Source organism: Bacillus sp. 16GRE42, from assembly GCF_019837435.1.
GTDB lineage: Bacteria > Bacillota > Bacilli > Bacillales > Bacillaceae_G > Bacillus_A > Bacillus_A wiedmannii.
Window position 1 is genome coordinate 243,883 of record NZ_JADAXF010000005.1, and the last position, 18,657, is coordinate 262,539.

13 protein-coding genes are annotated in these 18,657 nt (G+C 32.9%); 4 read left to right on the plus strand and 9 right to left on the minus strand.

The annotated features are described in order from the left end of the window. Positions 1-12: 12 nt before the first annotated feature. Entirely contained in the window at positions 13-2,967 is a 2,955-nt protein-coding gene (locus ILS93_RS24240) for a Tn3 family transposase (RefSeq protein ID WP_222661539.1), read from the minus strand. Positions 2,968-3,114: 147 nt separating this feature from the next. On the opposite strand from ILS93_RS24240, the gene ILS93_RS24245 reads away from it, so the two are divergent. Beyond that, complete coding sequence (locus ILS93_RS24245; RefSeq protein ID WP_222661540.1) at positions 3,115-3,690, plus strand: recombinase family protein; 576 nt, start codon at positions 3,115-3,117, stop codon at positions 3,688-3,690. Positions 3,691-4,014: 324 nt separating this feature from the next. Further along, entirely contained in the window at positions 4,015-4,815 is an 801-nt protein-coding gene (locus tag ILS93_RS24250; RefSeq protein ID WP_016095252.1) for a CPBP family intramembrane glutamic endopeptidase, read from the plus strand. Between the two features lie 518 nt (positions 4,816-5,333). On the opposite strand, the gene ILS93_RS24255 is transcribed toward ILS93_RS24250, so the two are convergent. From ILS93_RS24255 to ILS93_RS24275, 5 genes are all read right to left on the minus strand, one after another. Then, on the minus strand, positions 5,334-6,686 hold the full coding sequence (locus ILS93_RS24255; RefSeq protein WP_154131533.1) for an ANL family adenylate-forming protein: 1,353 nt from the start codon (positions 6,684-6,686) through the stop codon (positions 5,334-5,336). A 38-nt stretch (positions 6,687-6,724) separates the two neighbouring features. Then, positions 6,725-7,042: a hypothetical protein gene (locus tag ILS93_RS24260; protein ID WP_064474063.1), complete on the minus strand. Its 318-nt coding sequence runs from the start codon at positions 7,040-7,042 to the stop codon at positions 6,725-6,727. Positions 7,043-7,209: 167 nt separating this feature from the next. Beyond that, positions 7,210-8,298, minus strand: coding sequence for a hypothetical protein (locus tag ILS93_RS24265; protein ID WP_222655540.1), 1,089 nt, complete (start codon positions 8,296-8,298; stop codon positions 7,210-7,212). A 28-nt stretch (positions 8,299-8,326) separates the two neighbouring features. After that, the gene (locus ILS93_RS24270) at positions 8,327-9,649 is read right to left on the minus strand and encodes an alpha/beta hydrolase (protein ID WP_149173813.1); all 1,323 of its coding nucleotides are present in this window, start codon (positions 9,647-9,649) and stop codon (positions 8,327-8,329) included. 172 nt (positions 9,650-9,821) lie between these two features. Further along, positions 9,822-11,906 carry an alpha-amylase family glycosyl hydrolase gene (locus tag ILS93_RS24275; RefSeq protein WP_222661541.1) on the minus strand — a complete coding sequence of 695 codons (2,085 nt, stop codon included), beginning with the start codon at positions 11,904-11,906 and terminating at the stop codon, positions 9,822-9,824. 910 nt (positions 11,907-12,816) lie between these two features. Between ILS93_RS24275 and ILS93_RS24280 the strand changes: the two genes are divergently transcribed. Together ILS93_RS24280 and ILS93_RS24285 are read left to right on the plus strand one after the other, a co-directional pair. Beyond that, complete coding sequence (locus tag ILS93_RS24280; RefSeq protein ID WP_222661542.1) at positions 12,817-14,070, plus strand: MFS transporter; 1,254 nt, start codon at positions 12,817-12,819, stop codon at positions 14,068-14,070. 119 nt (positions 14,071-14,189) lie between these two features. Next, positions 14,190-14,771: a hypothetical protein gene (locus tag ILS93_RS24285; protein ID WP_222661543.1), complete on the plus strand. Its 582-nt coding sequence runs from the start codon at positions 14,190-14,192 to the stop codon at positions 14,769-14,771. A 226-nt stretch (positions 14,772-14,997) separates the two neighbouring features. Here the strand turns inward: ILS93_RS24285 and ILS93_RS24290 are convergent, their stop codons facing one another. The 3 genes from ILS93_RS24290 to ILS93_RS24300 all read right to left on the minus strand — a co-directional run. Next, positions 14,998-16,125 carry a hypothetical protein gene (locus ILS93_RS24290; protein WP_064474057.1) on the minus strand — a complete coding sequence of 376 codons (1,128 nt, stop codon included), beginning with the start codon at positions 16,123-16,125 and terminating at the stop codon, positions 14,998-15,000. 341 nt (positions 16,126-16,466) lie between these two features. Then, a complete protein-coding gene (locus tag ILS93_RS24295; protein ID WP_222661544.1) occupies positions 16,467-17,888 on the minus strand; it encodes an MBL fold metallo-hydrolase in 1,422 nt (473 codons plus the stop codon). A gap of 66 nt (positions 17,889-17,954) precedes the next feature. Then, the coding region (locus ILS93_RS24300; protein WP_222661545.1) for an NAD(P)/FAD-dependent oxidoreductase at positions 17,955-18,657 on the minus strand (703 nt) is incomplete at its 5' end.

Here is an 18,657-nt window from a genome sequence, read left to right on the forward strand (position 1 = left end):
TTTTTAACAACGTTAAGAAAGTTTCAATGGTCTTAAAGAATCTAACGAGACCATTTTTTCTGAATTAAAATGGTATTCTCCAAGTAAATTAATATGTTCCCAACCTAGAGGTGACATATGGTGCAATAATTCTTCATTAAAACTATCTGACTGTTTTTGATATTCAACTGCTTTTGTTAGATGTAAGGTATTCCAAATACTGATGGCATTGATAATTATGTTTAAAGCACTGGCTCTTTGCAATTGATGCTGTATGGTTCGTTCCCTAAGCTCTCCTTGTTTTCCAAAGAAAATAGCTCTTGCCAGTCCATTCATGGCTTCTCCTTTATTCAATCCTCTTTGTATTTTTCTTCTTAGAGATTCATCCGAAATGTAATTAAGAATAAAGATTGTTTTTTCTATTCGCCCCATTTCACGTAAGGCTGTAGCTAAGCTGTTTTGTCTTGAATAAGAACCTAATTTCCCCATAATAAGGGATGCTGAGACTGTTCCTTCTCTTATTGAATGGGCTAATCGCAAAACATCTTCATAATTTTCTTCAATGACCTTTATATTTATTTGTCCACGTAAAATAGCTTCTAGTTTTGGATATTCACTTGCTTTATCTATTGTAAATAATTTTGAGTCCGATAGATCTCTTATCCTTGGAGCAAATTTAAATCCTAATAAATGGGTTAATCCGAAAATTTGGTCTGTGTAACCTGCTGTGTCTGTATAATGTTCTTCGATGTTTAGATCCGTCTCATGGTGTAATAAACCATCCAAAACATGAATTGCATCCCTTGAATTAGTATGAATAATTTTTGTGTAGTAAGAAGAGAATTGATCACTCGTAAATCGATAGATGGTGGCTCCTTTTCCAGTTCCGTAATGTGGGTTTGCATCTGCATGTAGAGATGAAACACCTAGCTGCATTCTCATTCCGTCTGACGAAGAAGTTGTACCGTCTCCCCAATAGGAAGACAATTGTAATTTGTGATGAAAATTTACTAATACGGCTTGGGCTTTATTCATTGCGTCTTCATACATGCGCCATTGAGACACATTGGCTAGTTGCTTATATGTAAGCCCTGGTGTGGCTTCAGCCATCTTACTCAATCCAATATTCATTCCCATTCCTAAAAGGGTAGCCATGATAATAATTGTTTCTTCTTTATCTGGTTTTCGATTATTAGAAGCATGAGTGAATTGCTCATGAAATCCTGTTATATATGCAACATCCATAAGTAAATCGGTTAATTTTATTCTTGGTAGCATTTGATAAAGACTTGCACTAAATTTCTTTGCTTCTTCTGGAGCATCCTTTTCTAAGCGTGAAATTGACAGTTTTCCTTTTTCAAGAGAAACCCCATCTAATTTATTAAAATTGGCAGACAACCACTTCAGTCTTTCATTAAGGCTGCTGGTTCTCTCTGTCAAATAGTCTTCGTATGATAAACTAACTGATAACCTCGTATTCTCTTTCGTTTGATTCCATGTATCTTCCGAAAACAAATATTCCTCAAAATCTCTATATTGTCTACTGCCCACAATGGATACATCACCAGCACGAACATGTTCCCTTAGTTCTGTTAAAACAGCCATTTCATAATAATGACGATTAATTGTACCGTCATCCCCATATAAGTGTTTTTTCCAACACTTCGAGATAAAGTCCACAGGTGATTCATCAGGTACTTTTCGCTTCCCAGATTCATTCATTCTTCGAATAATCTCCACAGCTTGTAAAAGTGGTTCATTTGCCTTTGTAGAATGAAATTCCAATACCCTTAATAGCGTTGGCGTATATTTTCTAAGTGTATAAAATCGTTTTTGTAGTAAGTCTAAATAATCATAGTCGACAGGACGTGCAAGCTCCTGAGCTTCTACCACCGAAGAGACGAAAGAATTCCATTCAATAACGGATTCTAAAACCTCAAAAACGTCTAATTTTTCCTCCTTTGCTTTGATTAAAGCTTGTCCGATGTTCGTAAAGTGTATAACTTTCTCATTCAGCTTTTTACCGTTTTGTTTTTGAATCTCCTCTTGAGCCTTGCGGCCTTTTGATAGGAGACTGAGTATTTGTCTATCATGAATTTCAAAAGCTTTATCCGTTAACTCCTGAGTAAGATGTAATAAATAGATGGTTAATATCGAATAACGTTTATTTTCTTGAAAGTCACGGAATGCATAAGGCTCATATCTTGAACCTAAGCGAGATAGCTGTAACAAGCGATTGCGATGCAAATGACTAATTTGTACCGTTTCTAATTCCATTCCCCGTATATATTCAAGTCGTTCTATTAATTTTAGAAATGTTTCGGGTGAAGGATGACCCGGTGGTTCCTTTAACCACCCCAATATAGTTTTATTAGATTCGGATGGATGAATGATCTCTTCAAGTTTTTCTTTTTGCGTATTTGACAGAGATTGACTAACCGTATTAAATAGCTTCTTTTCAGCCATTGCTCTTGCCTCCCACACCATTCTTTCAAGTGTAGTGATAGCAGGCATTATGATTTTGTTTTTTCTTAGAAAATCTATGCATTCATGTAGTAGATGAATGGCATCACCATTTTCCAAAGCTAATTGATGAAGGTGCTTAAATGTCATTCGATATTCTTTTAGAGTAAAAGTTACATAGTCGTATTCATTACGAATTTCTTTCAAATGATCCCAAAGTGTATTTTCTCTTTGAGGATAAAGACTAAGCGAAGATGGAGTAGAACCGATTTGTTTCGATATATAATGTATGACTGAATCTGGGATGCTTTTGATATGAGTGTACGACCAACCGGGATACCGAAGAATGGCTAATTGAACGGCGAATCCTAAACGGTTTTCTTCTCTCCTTCGCTTATTTATAATTTCTAAATCTCGTTTGGAAAAAGTGTAGTAGGTTCCTAGCACCCACTCATCTTCAGGAATTTGCATAAAGACTTGTCGCTGTTCCGGTGTAAGCAATTCTCTACCTCTCGCCATTTTCATACAGTATCATCTCATTTCTGTAAATATTCAGTTAATTGGTTCAATTATATATCAATAGAGTGTACTCTATTGATACAAGTGTTGCAGACTGATAAAATCATAGTTAAGAGCGTCTCATAAGACTTGTCTCGAAAACGAGGTGATATTTTGCGGAAAATCGGTTATATACGTGTCAGTTCGACTAGCCAGAATCCTTCAAGGCAATTTCAGCAACTCAACGAAATAGGAATGAATATTATTTTTGAGGAAAAAGTTTCTGGAGCAACGAAGAATCGTGAGCAACTTCAAAAAATGTTAGAAGATTTAGGTGAAGGTGACATTATTTATGTTACAGACTTAACTCGGTTCACTCGAAGTACGCAGGATTTATTTGAATTGATTGATTTAATACGAAGTAAAAAGGCAAGCTTAAAATCACTCAAGGATTCATGGCTAGATTTATCAGAAGATAATCCATACAGTCAATTCTTAATTACGGTAATGGCTGGTGTTAATCAATTAGAGCGAGATCTTATCCGTATGCGTCAACGTGAAGAGATTGAGCTGGCTAAGAAAGAAGGCAAGTTTAAAGGCCGGTTAAAGAAATATCATAAAAATCACGCAGGAATGAATTATGCAGTAAAGCTATATAAAGAAGGAGGTATGACTGTAAATCAAATTTGTGAAATTACAAATGTGTCTAGGGCTTCATTATATAGAAAGCTATCAGAAGGGAAACAATAATCATTCCTTATTCCGTTAAAGGGCCAGATTGTGGAATAACATTTTTATTTGTTTCGTGAAGATTGAGAAGAGATGTACTTAACGAACAGTCGTTTAGTTTAATAAGTTGGGAAGTAATGAAGTACCGAAAAAATAACTGTACCACGAAATAGTGCGATAATTGGGCTTAGAAACAAGTCGATAAATTAGAATTTGTAATGGAGATTATTTATATTTTGTGCGGAGCGCAACTTTGATAGCAGAAAGCAAACATTAGGTGATAAAAGTCAAAGCGTCAATCCGTTAAAATTTAATGTATACTTTAAAATGTGAGGTGAAGAAATTGTGACAGACAAAAAAATCACAGTACAATTTACGATGCTGACATTTTGCATAGCCTATCTTGTGTCAGGTGCTTTGATTGCTCTTGGGCAATTCGGATATTCGGTTCACAATTGGGTTCACTCGTTACAGCAATTCGGGATGAATATCCCTTTTGCAATCTATATTTTGTCGCCCGCTATTGCTTCATATATCGTTCTAAAGAAAAATAACAAAATAGCAGGTTTCAAGGAATGGTTGAGAACTGTTTTTTATGTCAAAAATAGCATATCTCTCTATTTGTTCGTTGTTGCAGGACTTGCACTGTATTTTTTGATACATATTGCAGTTTCAGGCCGCACGGAAATGGTGCTTCCATTTTATACGTTCTTCCTTTCTCTGCTTGGTAATCTTTTTATCGGTGGCTTGGAGGAAGCTGGCTGGATGTACATATTGCAGCCTGAGCTTGACAAAAAATACGGTTTTGTTTTGTCTTCTGTTTTTGTTGGAATCATTTGGATTTTATGGCATATCCCTCTCTTCTTCATTCCGGGGACGAATCACGGAGAGGGACTCATTAACTTTTGGATGTTTGCAGTTCAACTCATTGCGTTTCGGTTTTTCAACGGGGCAATCTACAAAATATCAGGGAAAGGCCGTGTGTTTATGTGCGTATTATTCCACACCATGTTCAATGCGGCATCCCCCATCTTCGGCACCATGACTATGACTTGGGCGGGAACCATTGCCGCAAATGCTGTGATTGTTCTTGTTTCAATTGTAACCGTTGTGATATACAACAAAAAGAACAGGCGAATAGTATAAGCATAATCCGTGTTCGTCAAATTCCAGTTTGTTGAATAGCCGTTTACATAAACGAAACGTCTTTGCAGGAGTGGCCAAGCTACGACTACATGAATAGCCCCCATTATCTAACAGGGGTGCAAATTAACCTATAATTCCCCTTTCTGAAAGAAATGTGATTAACATCAATGTATAAGATTGTGAAATGTTGTACTTAAAGTAACGGGTAGCTTTTGTGGAAAATCTGGCTGCCATTTCGGCGGCTTTTCTTAAAACGGGTGCTATAGTTGAAAAAGAAGTGATTTTAGGATAGAGATCCTATTTTAGTTATTCCATTAAAGGGCGCTTTAATTGAGTAATGAAAAAAGCTTAATTTCTTCGCATTAAATTGAGAAATTAGGCTTTTTAATATTGAAATTTCCTTAACGTTGTAAATTCGCATTTTCCTGACGCTACCCCAATTAAAAGAACTTAAATAGAAGTACTTTTTTATTTGTATTTTAATCTAAGGCGACCTCTCCCTATTATAAAAACTATAATTACATAAATACTTTCTTGTTTTTTTTAAACCTATCTGTATGCATTTTCTCAGTTGTTAGAACCACTTTCTGTGGAATCTTATATACTGGTAGTTTATCTTTACAGAACTCTCTCAATCGCTTTCTAAATTCACTTACAGTTTCATTCGTATTCAATTTAACAACAGCCTTAACCATTTGCCCCGTGATTACATTTTTTTCACCAACTACGGCGACCTCTTCTACTCCACTCATTAGCTGTATTACATTTTCAACTTCAGCTGGAAATACTTTTTCTCCGCCAATATTTATAAGCTCTGATTTTCTTCCTAAGATTTTAATATAATCTCCGTCTACTTCCACCATATCGCCTGTCATAAGCCAGCCATCTATGGTAAATGGGCTTGGAGCATTAATATAACCAATCATCGTAGACACTGATTTAACCTGCAACATTCCATCCACAACTCTTGTCTCAATATTCCCATCGCTTAGTTTGATCCACAAAGAATCATTCGATTTAGATTGTGAATATAAAACCCCCAATTCTGACAAGCCATACATTTGTATAATTTTAATGTGAGGGAAAATTTCGTTTATTTTATTTAATGTAGCCTCCGGCATAACTTCTGATCCATAAGAAATAGTCTGCAAACTATTTAATTTATACTTTTTATAAACTTCACTCAGTATAAGTAAATTTATAAAAGTTGGTGATGCGGGTAAAGCTTGCACTTGATGTTTCTCAATCATATTACATACTTGATTAGGGGTACGATCATCTATAATTACCAAACACCCTAGGCTAGAAAGAATTTGGAAGAGCGTATTAACTCCTCCAATATGATCAAATAACATAAATGGTATAACCCGCTTTGCACTTCTTGCAACTCTGTACTTCTTTTGAAGTAACGTAAAGTCATGTACAATTGCTTTACTGCGTCCAGTTGTGCCAGATGAAAACAATACTAATCCTGGATGTTTTAACTTTTTCAGTTGTAATAATAATTCATTTTGAATGTAATCTCTTTGCATATTAATGATTTCAAAACATCCACTTTCAACTTTAATCACTTTTTCTAATTCAACTATTTCATAGTATTCTTTCTTCTTGCTGTCAACCAAGGAATTTAAGATTGGTACTACTGTACATCCTAATTCAATAAGTGCTAAAAACATTGCTATGGAATATGGAGAATAGTCCGCTTCTAAAGAGACTATTTTATACTCCATCTTTCTATGTTCATTTAACTCCCTAGTATAAATCTTTGTTTGATTTAGTAACCACTCATACGTGTAATTTTTATCCTCCCAAACAATAGCTTCGCATTCTTTGTTCAGTTCAAACCTTTCTAATAAAAAATCAATATGCATACCCAACCTCCTTTTAAGTTTTATCCTTTATTATTTTGCTATGTTAGTGATTTTAATGTTTCCTGGGATTGTATGATATACGCAACTAATGTATCTATTGTTTTAAATGGGCTATTATGTTGTGACATTGTATCTAAATTAACCAAATCAACGGATAAACCCAATTCATCTTCTAAGCCTTGTTCAATACTTACCAGCAAAGATACCAGTCCCAACGAATCTAAATACCCTTCCCAATCATAAAGATGTGCTTTCAAGCCTTTTTCAAGATCAATTTTATTTTCAAGATTTTCATTCACTTCTTCAACACAGCACAATACGATTTGAATAATCTTTTCTTTATTAGTATTTTCCAAGTAAATGCACTCCTTTTTATAAATCATTTTTTACTATGAAGATTTCCTTCCAACACCTGTAGAAGTGTTTAACATGAACACTAGATACACGTTTTCATCTACTACTAAGATACATAAGTATACACATAATAGTTCCCTTACTTTACTTCTCAATTATCTCTTCTCTATCAAGACTGGAGACTATAATTATGTTGCAGAAGAAATAAAATATTCTCGTGTAATACACTCTCTCTAGTAATAACATCCATCATTATCAAATTAAAAGATTCAAGATCACTTAAGTTACTATCTTTTTTTAATAATTTAATATGTGCAATCTTATACAGTCTTTCCCATGATTGCTTTATATCCATTAAGTCACTAGCAAGATGCATAAATTTATCTTTAAATAAATCATTCATATCTATAAGTAAGTCATATAAAAAATATCTACTCCATCTCATATCAAATAAACATTTTAAATACAACGGAAACATGTTTCGTTGCTTATGAAAATCGGTATTTATATTTTCTTTAAGTTCAAGTGCTGCAGTCTTGCCAAAATAATATATCTTATTGTTTTTTCTCATAACTAAACCTCTAATATACTCACTCGATATCTTTTGTAATGTTCTCAAAAAAATATCTCTAATATTTTCTAGGTTTATTTTTGTCTCTATAATCACATTAATTGAGGAGTAAGATGAGATTCTTTCTATTCCTTTTGCCTGAACCAATTCAGGTATACCTCTTCCACCTTTCCAAAAAGAATGAAACTCCTCAAGTGATATCTCTCCCATATATTTATTAGGGACAGGATCTTGAACAAATACACTATCTTCTGTAAGTTTGTTAATCGCTAAGTAGTGGTCTGTAACATACTTATCCGTATGGATATCTATATGACTCTTTATAAATTTTGGATTCAAATAATCATTACTATAAGGTAGAAAAAATGTACTTCCTAAGGCAATAAAAACTTCTTGACGATTCAGACATTCTTTTATAAATTGAAGACCATTTCCAAAATCAGAATACACATTTTTCTCCATGCGAAATGTTTGATTATATTCTAACAACTGTGTATATCTAGCTACAGAAGGTGCAGATGTGGTAGTATCCACACGGTAAGATGGTATGCTATATAATTCTTCATTTGCTATTAAGCTCAAGTAACTAATACTACCCATACTTTTTAATTTATCGTGAAGAATTGGTATATAACATGAATAATAATAAGGAACATCAAAGGTTGGTGTTAATTCCTTCATTTTCACTGCAGCACTCACCCCACACTTTTAATTTTTATAGTCCTATCCAGTTCTCGACAGTATAATTTAACTGTAAGTCCTTAGTAGCTTTAAATTTCCTATTTTGAATAGGTTGTCCAAATTTATCCACTTCAAAGAGCCTAAAGCCTCTTGAAAACTTAAACTTGCATGCAAGATCCCTAGGCACTGTAAAGTTCCCAGCAAAACGATTTTTTTCTATTCTATCTAGTATCATTCCTACACTCATATAAATTCGTTCACCAGCTGGTGTATTTTCAGGTACTTCGACTGTTACGGAAACATCTACAAATTCTGATAATGTTTCTATTACCTTATATTTTTTTGGTATTCCCTTTACACCTTGTGTTACAAAGGTGACTTCGGCTTCTCCTATTTTTTTGGGTATAATCGTTCCATCATTCATAACCTCTAATACATCTGGGTTATTGACTAAAAACACACCATCTAAATCACTCATTTTAAAGCCACTATCGTACGTCATAATTGGATTAATTTTCACCTTCATTCCAGTTAATCCAACTTCATCTCGCCCATCTAAGGTAACATTAACTATATTCCCTATATCTCCAAAGAAATATATTAATGGAAGATGCATACGATCTCCCCAGTCTTTTTCAAAATGAGCACCATTTGGATCCTGATAAAAAATTAAATTATCTCTATATTTATAACCATTTTTTAATAAAGTTTCTGCAATATCTCTTACATGTTTCACCAAGAAAAAGCCTTCTGCACTACCTATATCCATCCAAACTTTCAAGTCTTTTTTCCCTTTATACATCTCATATAATTTTAATTCTGAATGGTCATCTTCGACTTTCACAAAGAATGGAGATATCATCCCTATTTTCCCAAACACTTTAGGGTTACGGAAACCGATATTATAAGTTGATAAACCTCCTGCTGAAGAACCTATTAAAGCAGTATTTTTAGCGTCAGACATTGTTCTGAAATTATCATCGATATAAGGTTTCACCTCATTGATTATAAATTTTTCATATAATAAACCTGAGCATTTTATATGTTTATCTGGTGAAATAAAATGGCAAAACTCATTGTTCTCTATAATTCTTTTATGTGCTATACCTACAATTATTATTTTTTGAATTTTCCCTTCAAGAATTAGCTCATCAGCTGTCTTGTGGACATTCCAAGATTCATCATTTTTTATTAAAGGCTCAAATAGACGTTGCCCGGCATGCATATATAATACAGGATACCTTTCCTGTGAATGCTTTTCGTAACCAGGTGGTAAATATACAAATAATTTCCTACTATTTTCTAGTGTTTCAGAGTAAAAATCTTCAATAGTAATCACTTTAGAAGCATGTACCATAGCAACCTCCAAAATTGTATTTTTCACTTCTCTTCATACAGTTCAACACGGATTTTTTAAACTCCAAAGCTATACTCTAGAAATCTTTAGTATAAATTTCTGATTTAACCCTTAAAACGAAATAGCTCATGGATATAAATTAATATTTTTAATAGCAAGTAGATTCATATCATTAAATCTCAACCAAGATAGATTTTTCTGCGGTTTGCCATTTTACCACAACCTCACCTGTTCCAAACTTTGGTGTCTGGTATCTATGATTCTCTCCCCCTTCAATATGTAGTGTTTTATTTACCCTTCTAATAAATTTAAATTCAAGCAGGGTATCTGCTGGAACACATATATCAAAATAACCAATAGGAAATTGATACATGATTTGGTTAAAAAATGGCCCTACTGCTTTGCAAGGGTTCATATCCCCTAATGAATATGTATTCCCCATTATAAAAACTTCACTCTCGGGTATTTCATATCCGTTTTCAATAACAAATCGAATACAAACTTGTTTTTTATTTAAGACCTCCACATGTTTATAGATATTACTTCTAGTTCCTTTATCTGTTACAACAGTAATTCCATATTTACCGTCGTTCACCACTGGAATTTTCACTTGAATACTAGTATGTGACCATGAAATCACTTCCGCCTCTTCTTCCTCAAAAAATACAGATCCTTTTTTAGAAGTAAAACCACATCCATCAATACAAATTATTTGACCAACTGTAGTCATTTTATGTCCCACAGTTCCTATTAAAGGTAAACTATTTACTCCTTTATGGTGCCAAACATGTACTGATCCTGGTCCGAGCCATAATGAATTTATACTATTATTCTCAACCGTAATTACCTCACCATCTAAAAGGCCCTCTAATATATCTTTATACTTTCTAGAAGGAAGTGCTGTTTTAACACCTTTTATTTCATACCCTTCTGTTAAATTTCGATTCAAAGCTATTAATACCACATCACCGCCAAAGCATCTTTCATATACATAGAGATCATCTGTTATATACCGTTCCTTAGTAGTTCCATATGGAAGTGCATTATTTAATCTACGTAACGAAGATAAAGCTTGTATTATCTTAAAATTGTCTGTATTTACATTAAAAGATTCCATTTGACCACGATTATTCGGATCTCCATTCCCAACCATATACTGTTCTGTACCGTAGTATATAGAAGGGATCCCCCTTGAAGTTAATAAAAATACTAATGATTGTTCTACTCCACGTTTACTTTGTTCCTTCATGTGAAAACGATCCATATCATGATTGTCAATAAAAGTAACAAGATTGTTCGCATCATTATAAATTTGATATGTTTCTTCAATCATTTTGTGTAAACCATAAATGGAATCAATTCCATCTCGAAAAACTTCACGTACTTTATGAGCAAAACTAAAATCTAACAAACTCATACCACTATTATTTGCAAAGTTAATATTTCTATGATCATACTCATTCGGATTTATATACCATTCACCAAAAATAAATACTGGCCTATGATTATAGATTGAATTTAGCCAACTTTTTTGCCAGCCGTATGACATATGTTTCACTGCATCAACCCGTATGCCATCTATTCCTTGATCTAACCATAGTTTAATAGCTTCTTTAAAATACAAATCAATAACGATATTTTGATGATTTAGATCTGCAAGATCAAATAAATTACGATAAACTCCATCTTCATATTCTTCAAAATCCGTCCCACCATTATGATGAAAATAATGATTGTAATCATTATCGTATCCACCAAGTAATAATCCATCATCATATAATCTACCATTTTCAGCATAGGTCGCATCATCGTGTAATGCAGGTGAGGTATGATTCGGCGCAAAATCCATAATAACTTTTATGTCTTTTGCATGAGCAGTTTTAATTAATGTTTGGAAGTCTTCAAATGTCCCAAAAAAAGGATTTGCTTTTTTAAAATCACGAGCCCAATACCCATGATATGAAGTACTTCCTACCAAATCATTTATTGGTGTAAAGATATTTTCTACCGGTTGAGATATCCATAGAGACGTCACACCTAGTTCAGTAAAATAATTTGCATTTAATTTTTCAATAATCCCTATCCAATCCCCACCAAAGTATTTCTTTTTATTTCTCCTAGATTCATCGTATAACTCTCCTTTTGGGTTATATGATGGACATCCATTAAGAAATCTGTCAGTTACAATTTGATATATTATATCTTTAGAAAAATTCACACTACTCCTACTAAATTTAAGCCTATCTTTTTCTTTCAAATGACAACCTCCATCCTATAGAAGTATTAATCAGCTATTTTCAAACATTCAGCACCCTACCCTTAAGTACCATTTGAAAAATAGTTAGAATATATTTTCCCTCCTAACTAGTAACTACTGTTTTTTTAATTTTTATATAAAATAACGTCTACAAGTAGGTTCTATATTTGTCCTGTAAACTGTACCATTTGATTTATGTCGAAGTAAGGGAAAAATTGTCATTATATAGGGAGGATAAATATAGAAAATATTTTCATTGAATCAGCTTACAAAATAGAGAACTAATAAAATATATAGACAAAACATTTTTAATTTGGTAATATTCACCTGAAAATATTTGGTAAAATTTTCTGAAGAGAGGAGTATTTATAATAAATGCTAGATTTTTAATAAAATCACCATTTATACTACTAATTTCAATCTTATATGCCTAAATTAACCATAAAATACAAATATAGTTTCTGTTCTTACAAATATTAAAAACCTAGGAAAAAGTTGTAAGGAAATTTCAAAATAATCTGGAGAAATATTTTATTTTTGAAAATCTTATATAAAAGTTAAAACATTATTGTACAGTTAAAATGTTCTCCCTTAAATATTCATTAACAATTTCTCTATACATTATAGACTTGCTTCTACGAATGTAATAATGCTATTAGTAGTTATTTTCATGTAATTTGATTTCATAAAAATAATGTATAGGGATTATATTAGTTACTTATGTACTTAAATCTATCTCATCACTGCCTTTATTACCTCAGAATAACAATATTTTATATTAATATAACTCTAATGCAGCAAGATTCTATTTCATTAGCCTTCTAATTAACTTGATTACTTAAATTCACCACTTTTAGTTTGTAAGCAAATTTTCAAAATTAAATACTTAAATTTGTGAGGTGGCCATACTATGCAACAACAAGTCGAATTAGATTCTTCTCTTGCTGTTTCTTCTAGAAAGACAATATGGAAAAATCGTACATTTACATTTGTATTTACAGGTTATACTTTGTCAATGTTTGGGAATTCATTTCACAGTATTGCTTTAAATCTCTGGGTACTGCAATCCACCGGTAGTGCTAAATTAATGTCTACCATTGCTATAACTCATATGGTTATGAGCATGTTATTTTCTTCCATCGCAGGTACTGTTGCTGATAGGGTCGATCGCAGAAAATTAATGTGGATAACAGATATGATACGAAGTCTTTTGATACTAGGTATTGCACTTTGTATTGCACTTCCTGGCACACCATTTATTCTCATTATTATCTTAACTGCCCTCACTTCTTGCGCAGGGCTATTTCAATCTCCCGCCTTCCATGCTTCCTTAATCGATATTGTAGGAAAAGAAAAAGTTCAACAAGCAACTGGTGTATTAAATGTCGCAGATAACGTTTCCCGAATATCAGGGCTAGCTATAGGAGGAATTGTCGTTGCAGCCTTTGGTGGGAGCATCGCTATTTCAGTCGACGCATTTACTTTTATGCTATCTGCCATTCTAGTGTTGTTAAGTGGAAAATTTCCTAATTCTATTAAAAAATCTGATGTGAAAAACTCATTTCATGAAGACCTTATTGCAGGCTTTAAGTATATATGGAAGAATCCATTTGCTAAGTCTATTATTATTCTCTCACCCACTTTAATTACATTTTTCACCGCTTCTTTAATGCTTATCCAGGTAATGTCTGTAAAAGTATGGAAAGCAAATCCTATTGAATTTGGAATAATAGAATCCAGTATTCCAATAGGTTATATGTTAGGCGCAGGGATTATCATCTTTTTTGATAAAAAATTACATCGTCGTGGTTGGTGGATAATTCTTAGTATGGTTTTATTGGCTCCAATCTTTGTAGGAATATCTTTTGCTCCATCAGTACTGTATGCAGTGCCTTTAATTCTACTCTTGGGAATACTTTTTTCGTTCTGCACACTCTTAGTCAATGTCATTATTAAGGTTGAAGTATCACCAGAATTGCAAGGTAGAACCTTTGGAACACTTGGTTCCCTTACGAGTATAGCATCACCAATTGCTCTAGCTATTTCCTCATTTTTTGCTGACATATATGGTCCACCATTAATCTTATTAATAAATGGAGTCTTATTATTTATTTCAGGGCTAATTGTGCTGTTCTTTCTTAAATCAATTAGATCATATAAATAATATTCTTTCGATATACCAAAAACACAATAAGTATCTAAACATGAAAAATGCAGAAAGTGTTAGGGATACCGATACCCACTCTTTCTGCATTTTTCTATACTACTTAAGGAGAGATTCATATGACAAAAAAAATCCTTCTACTAGGAACCTTTCTGTTAGCAGCTAGCCTATTAGGTTGCAAAGATACAGAACACAAGGATACTCTAAATAAAATGGAAACATCTCAAAAAAAGCATGAAGGTGAAAAAGAAAAAATTCCATTTAATAATATGACAGCAGAAGAATATTTGAAGAACTATAATAATATAAAGAGTACATTATCTACTCAGGGTGTCAAAATTCTCCCATTTAATCTTGAGCTAGAAAAAAAATCTAATACATATAGATTTTATTATCCAAAAACAAGAGATGATTTAGATAGAAATGCGAAATGGGTAAGTGTTATGTTAAGGGAAGGCGGAAAAATGATTGATGGAATTATGTATAATGGCCATGCAGATAAACCTACGATTAAAGCGATGATACAAGCTACTAACGTTACCTGGACTAATGAATTAGATCAATTAATTGAGTCAATTGGACATGAAGATTTTTCAAAAACAGTACAACTTGAAAAGATAAAACTATCAGTCAAAGGTAATTCGAAAAATATTACAGTTATGATAGATTCAATTAAGTTAAACCCACCTGAATCTCTTTAAAATAAATTATGTTCCAAATTTCTATTAAATATGTGACGCTCCTTTGATTTTACACTCAAAAGAAATTTATACAACTTTAAACACTTAAGTATAACTATGAACTATACAAAAAAATCGTCAGTGCTTTTAAACAGCCACTGACGATTTTTTATGCTCTTACACCATTGTGACAAAAAAGGCATCTGCAATATGCTCCACCTTCTTATTTAATCTTAATCCCAAATCATTATTCAATGATTTCAAAAAGATTATTACCATTATTACCACTTGGTAAAATGAATTTTACATGTTGGTCTGTTGGAATAGTTATATAATGATATTGATCGGGTTTGGTTAATTTAGTAGTACTTTTCCAAGCTCCTGAAGTCCAATAAGTTACTTGTGAAAAAAATGCTAGTGGCGGAAATTTCTCTGGATCAGATGGCTTATCATTTTCTGAAATAATTTCAGGTTTAATTCTAATTTTCTTTCCTGCCGCATTTTTAAATTGAAAGTCGTAAACAATTCCATAATTCCCTTCAAGAGTTGGGTTAGAATTTCCTAAATACCATAGAGGTGCTTCGTATTCATTAATACCAACACTGGATTGAGGATAGGCTTTACTTGTTTTTAAACCTACATAAAAGCTACTTGTTGTCGCATTATCAATAACAGCATACCTTTCATCGTAATTATAATTAGCAGTTGAAGTATTTTTATTATAATTTTTAACCTGTGGTGTTTTTATGGAATCAAAGATTTCTGAAGGGCTAGGGAACTGTCCATCTGGTTTTTTCTTTGAAACAAATTGACGTAGTGTTAATTTTGTATTCGGAATGAATTTAATTTTCCCATTAACTGCAAAAGTGTCTTCTACCTCTTTCTCTAATATAAATACATGGCCACCTGCTGGAATAGTAATAGCTTGATCATTGCTACTATTTCCATATTTAACTATAGTACTAGATGTAATCCCCATTATGTCCCACGAACCGTCAGGGCTAACCGGGTATGCCGCATTTACAGCGCTATTTTTAATTCTTATAGTTTGTGGTATACGATCTTCATTGTGTATAGCATATCCAAATTTCAATGTAGCCCCAGTATAATTTCGATTAAAAAATTCAGCACTATATTCTTGATTTGCTTCTAATATTCTTTCGTTTGTGTAGTAAGCATACTTACCATCGTCAAAGTTCGATCCCATATTTGGATTATCGTATACAACTTCAGGTGCATTTGTATATATATACTTTGCCCCGCCTTGGTTATATTTTACTTGTGTAATCGTAGAAGCATCTACCCCTCCTGAATCAGTTATTCCTAAAAACAAAAGTGACGATAGCAAAACTGATGAAAAAACTTTTCTTTTCAAAAATACAGCTCCCTTCCATTTATTACAACTAAATCTAGCATACGCTTCGCATACAATAAATGTAAATAAAATATACAGCTGTTGTTATTGAGAAATACTGATTCATTTGGATAAATTAATTAAATCTAATGTTATTAATTCATTCTAAAATATTTCATTAAATAAAATAAGCATCTCCCACTTTTAGTTCAATAGCTAGAAATAGGCGATGCAATTTCTAGCTATCGAACTAGATTTCTTTTTTATACCCTAACTGTATATTATCTATATTATAAGACTTAATAATTTCATAATATCTCGTTTATTTAGTTACAGGATTAAAAAACTAGTTTATAAAAAAATTAATTCTCGTATGGTAATCCCGACTTTTTCCACGCAAGAAATCCTCCCTTTAGATTAACTACTTCCTTTATACCAGCTCTTTGTAAAATACTAGCTGCTATAGCGGAACGTAACCCCGTTCGACATTGTAAAACTATTGGACAATTTTTCGGTACATCATCTAGCCGTTCAAGTAGATTACCTAAAGCAATATGTATTGCATCATAAAGATATCCTTCATTCCACTCTTTTTTACTACGCACATCGATAACCTTTACACTTCCATCTTTTATTAACGGATATAATTCATTTGATGTTTTTTCCTTATAAATTTCTAAATTTTGGCATCTTCGAATTACCTTTGAAGGTGCAAAAGCAATAATATTATCTAAGCCAATGGACTCAAAGTCTCTAATAACCTCCTCCGCTTTAACCTTTTCCTCATCTAGAATGATTAAAGTTTCTGTTTTATATTCTAGTAACCACCCACACCAAGTTGTGAAAGAATTGTTATACGGTATGTTAATTGATTTCTCGATGTGCCCAGAAGCAAAACTCTCTATATCCCTTATATCAACTATTTGCTGAACGCTCCTCATAACTTCTTGAAGTTCTTCTACTGTTTTAATAGCAAAAACTTCTCTCTTCTTACGAATTGGAGGACCATACTGATTTAAATTCTTCATTAATGAAAAATACTTTGGAGGCTCTGGCTGTCCCGTCAATAAAGTCGATACAAAATCACTTTCTTCATTACACTGAAATGCCCAATTGAACATCTTTTCATAGCCTAAGGTAGAAGTGGGAATTGCTCCTAATGCTTTTCCACATGCGCTTCCTGCACCATGTGATGGCCATATTTGCAAATAATCAGGGAGTGTTTTTATTTTTTGTATAGAATCAAATAATTCTTTCGCTCCTATTTTTGCGGTATCTTTCATACCTACAGCAGTTTCTAATAAATCGGGTCTTCCTATATCTCCAACAAATATAAAATCACCTGTGAATATTCCTATTGGCTTATCATTCTTATAGTTATTTTGACTTGTATCAGTTACTAAAAAAGAAATACTTTCAGGTGTATGCCCTGGTGTGTGAATTACATTAAATTTTATATGACCTACTTTAAACTCTGCCCCCTCTCTAACCAAATAATATCGACCTTCGTTAAGATATTGATATTTCCAATCACAATCTCCTTCATCAGATACATATAAATTGGCATGATAAAGAGTAGAAAGTTCTCTAGACCCAGAAAGAAAATCTGCATGAATGTGAGTTTCAGCCGCAGCAATTACTTCCATCCCCTCTTTCTTAGCAAATTCTATATATTGTTCTATATAGCGACCTGGATCAATTACAATTGCTACGCCTTCCTTCTGACAACCAACTAAATAAGAAGCATGTGCTAATTTTTCATCATAAAAATATTTTAAAAGCATAGCTATTCCCTCCAATTAGTTATTTCAAATTACTTTTCAACACTTGTAATCGCTTTCTATATTCTTCTATAGGATCCCTTTCAACATAAAGTTCCAATACATATAGGGCAACATATATCTTTTAAGTAAAAACATACTATATCGTTCTTTCGCTTGATTAAACGGAAACGTTTCTTGAGGCTCATGTTCATAGTTAAATTCAGCGAGTATAAGACTTTTATATCCTGTAACAATGGGGCACGATGTATATCCATCATATTTAGCATGCAAGTCTCTTCCGTTAAGTACGTCCATAATATTTTGTTTTAAGACAGGTATTTGTTTTCGAATTGCCGCTCCAGTTTTAGAGGTTGGTAAATTGGTACAATCTCCAAGTCCGAAAATATTCTTATACTGTACATGTTGCAAAGTATAAGGGTTTATATCTACCCAGCCCTGAGAATCACTTATTTCACTCTCTTTAATAAAATTAGGTGGCCCCATAGGTGGAACAACATGGATCATACTATACGGTACTGTCTCTCTTTTCAGTGTTTGCGTATCTTCAAAAATTTCCTCTTTCTTCTCAGCGATAATTTCTACTAAGTTTTTATTATAATTTGTTATTATTTTCTTTCTTTCAAGTACTTGTTCTAATGTATTAGCATATCGTGGAACCTGAAATATGTTAGCGTTCGCGGTATAAAACATTACTTCACTTTTGTTTCTTACACCGCTATTAGAAAAATACTCTTCTGCTAAATACATAATCTTTTGTGGAGCACCACCG

Excerpts from the sequence above, each read along its gene's own strand:
- ILS93_RS24295 (WP_222661544.1), bottom strand. The coding sequence starts at position 17,888 with ATGCTTTTAAAATATTTTTATGATGAAAAATTAGCACATGCTTCTTAT.
- ILS93_RS24285 (WP_222661543.1), top strand. The coding sequence starts at position 14,190 with ATGACAAAAAAAATCCTTCTACTAGGAACCTTTCTGTTAGCAGCTAGC.
- ILS93_RS24270 (WP_149173813.1), bottom strand. The coding sequence starts at position 9,649 with ATGGTACATGCTTCTAAAGTGATTACTATTGAAGATTTTTACTCTGAA.
- ILS93_RS24240 (WP_222661539.1), bottom strand. The coding sequence starts at position 2,967 with ATGAAAATGGCGAGAGGTAGAGAATTGCTTACACCGGAACAGCGACAA.
- ILS93_RS24280 (WP_222661542.1), top strand. The coding sequence starts at position 12,817 with ATGCAACAACAAGTCGAATTAGATTCTTCTCTTGCTGTTTCTTCTAGA.
- ILS93_RS24255 (WP_154131533.1), bottom strand. The coding sequence starts at position 6,686 with ATGCATATTGATTTTTTATTAGAAAGGTTTGAACTGAACAAAGAATGC.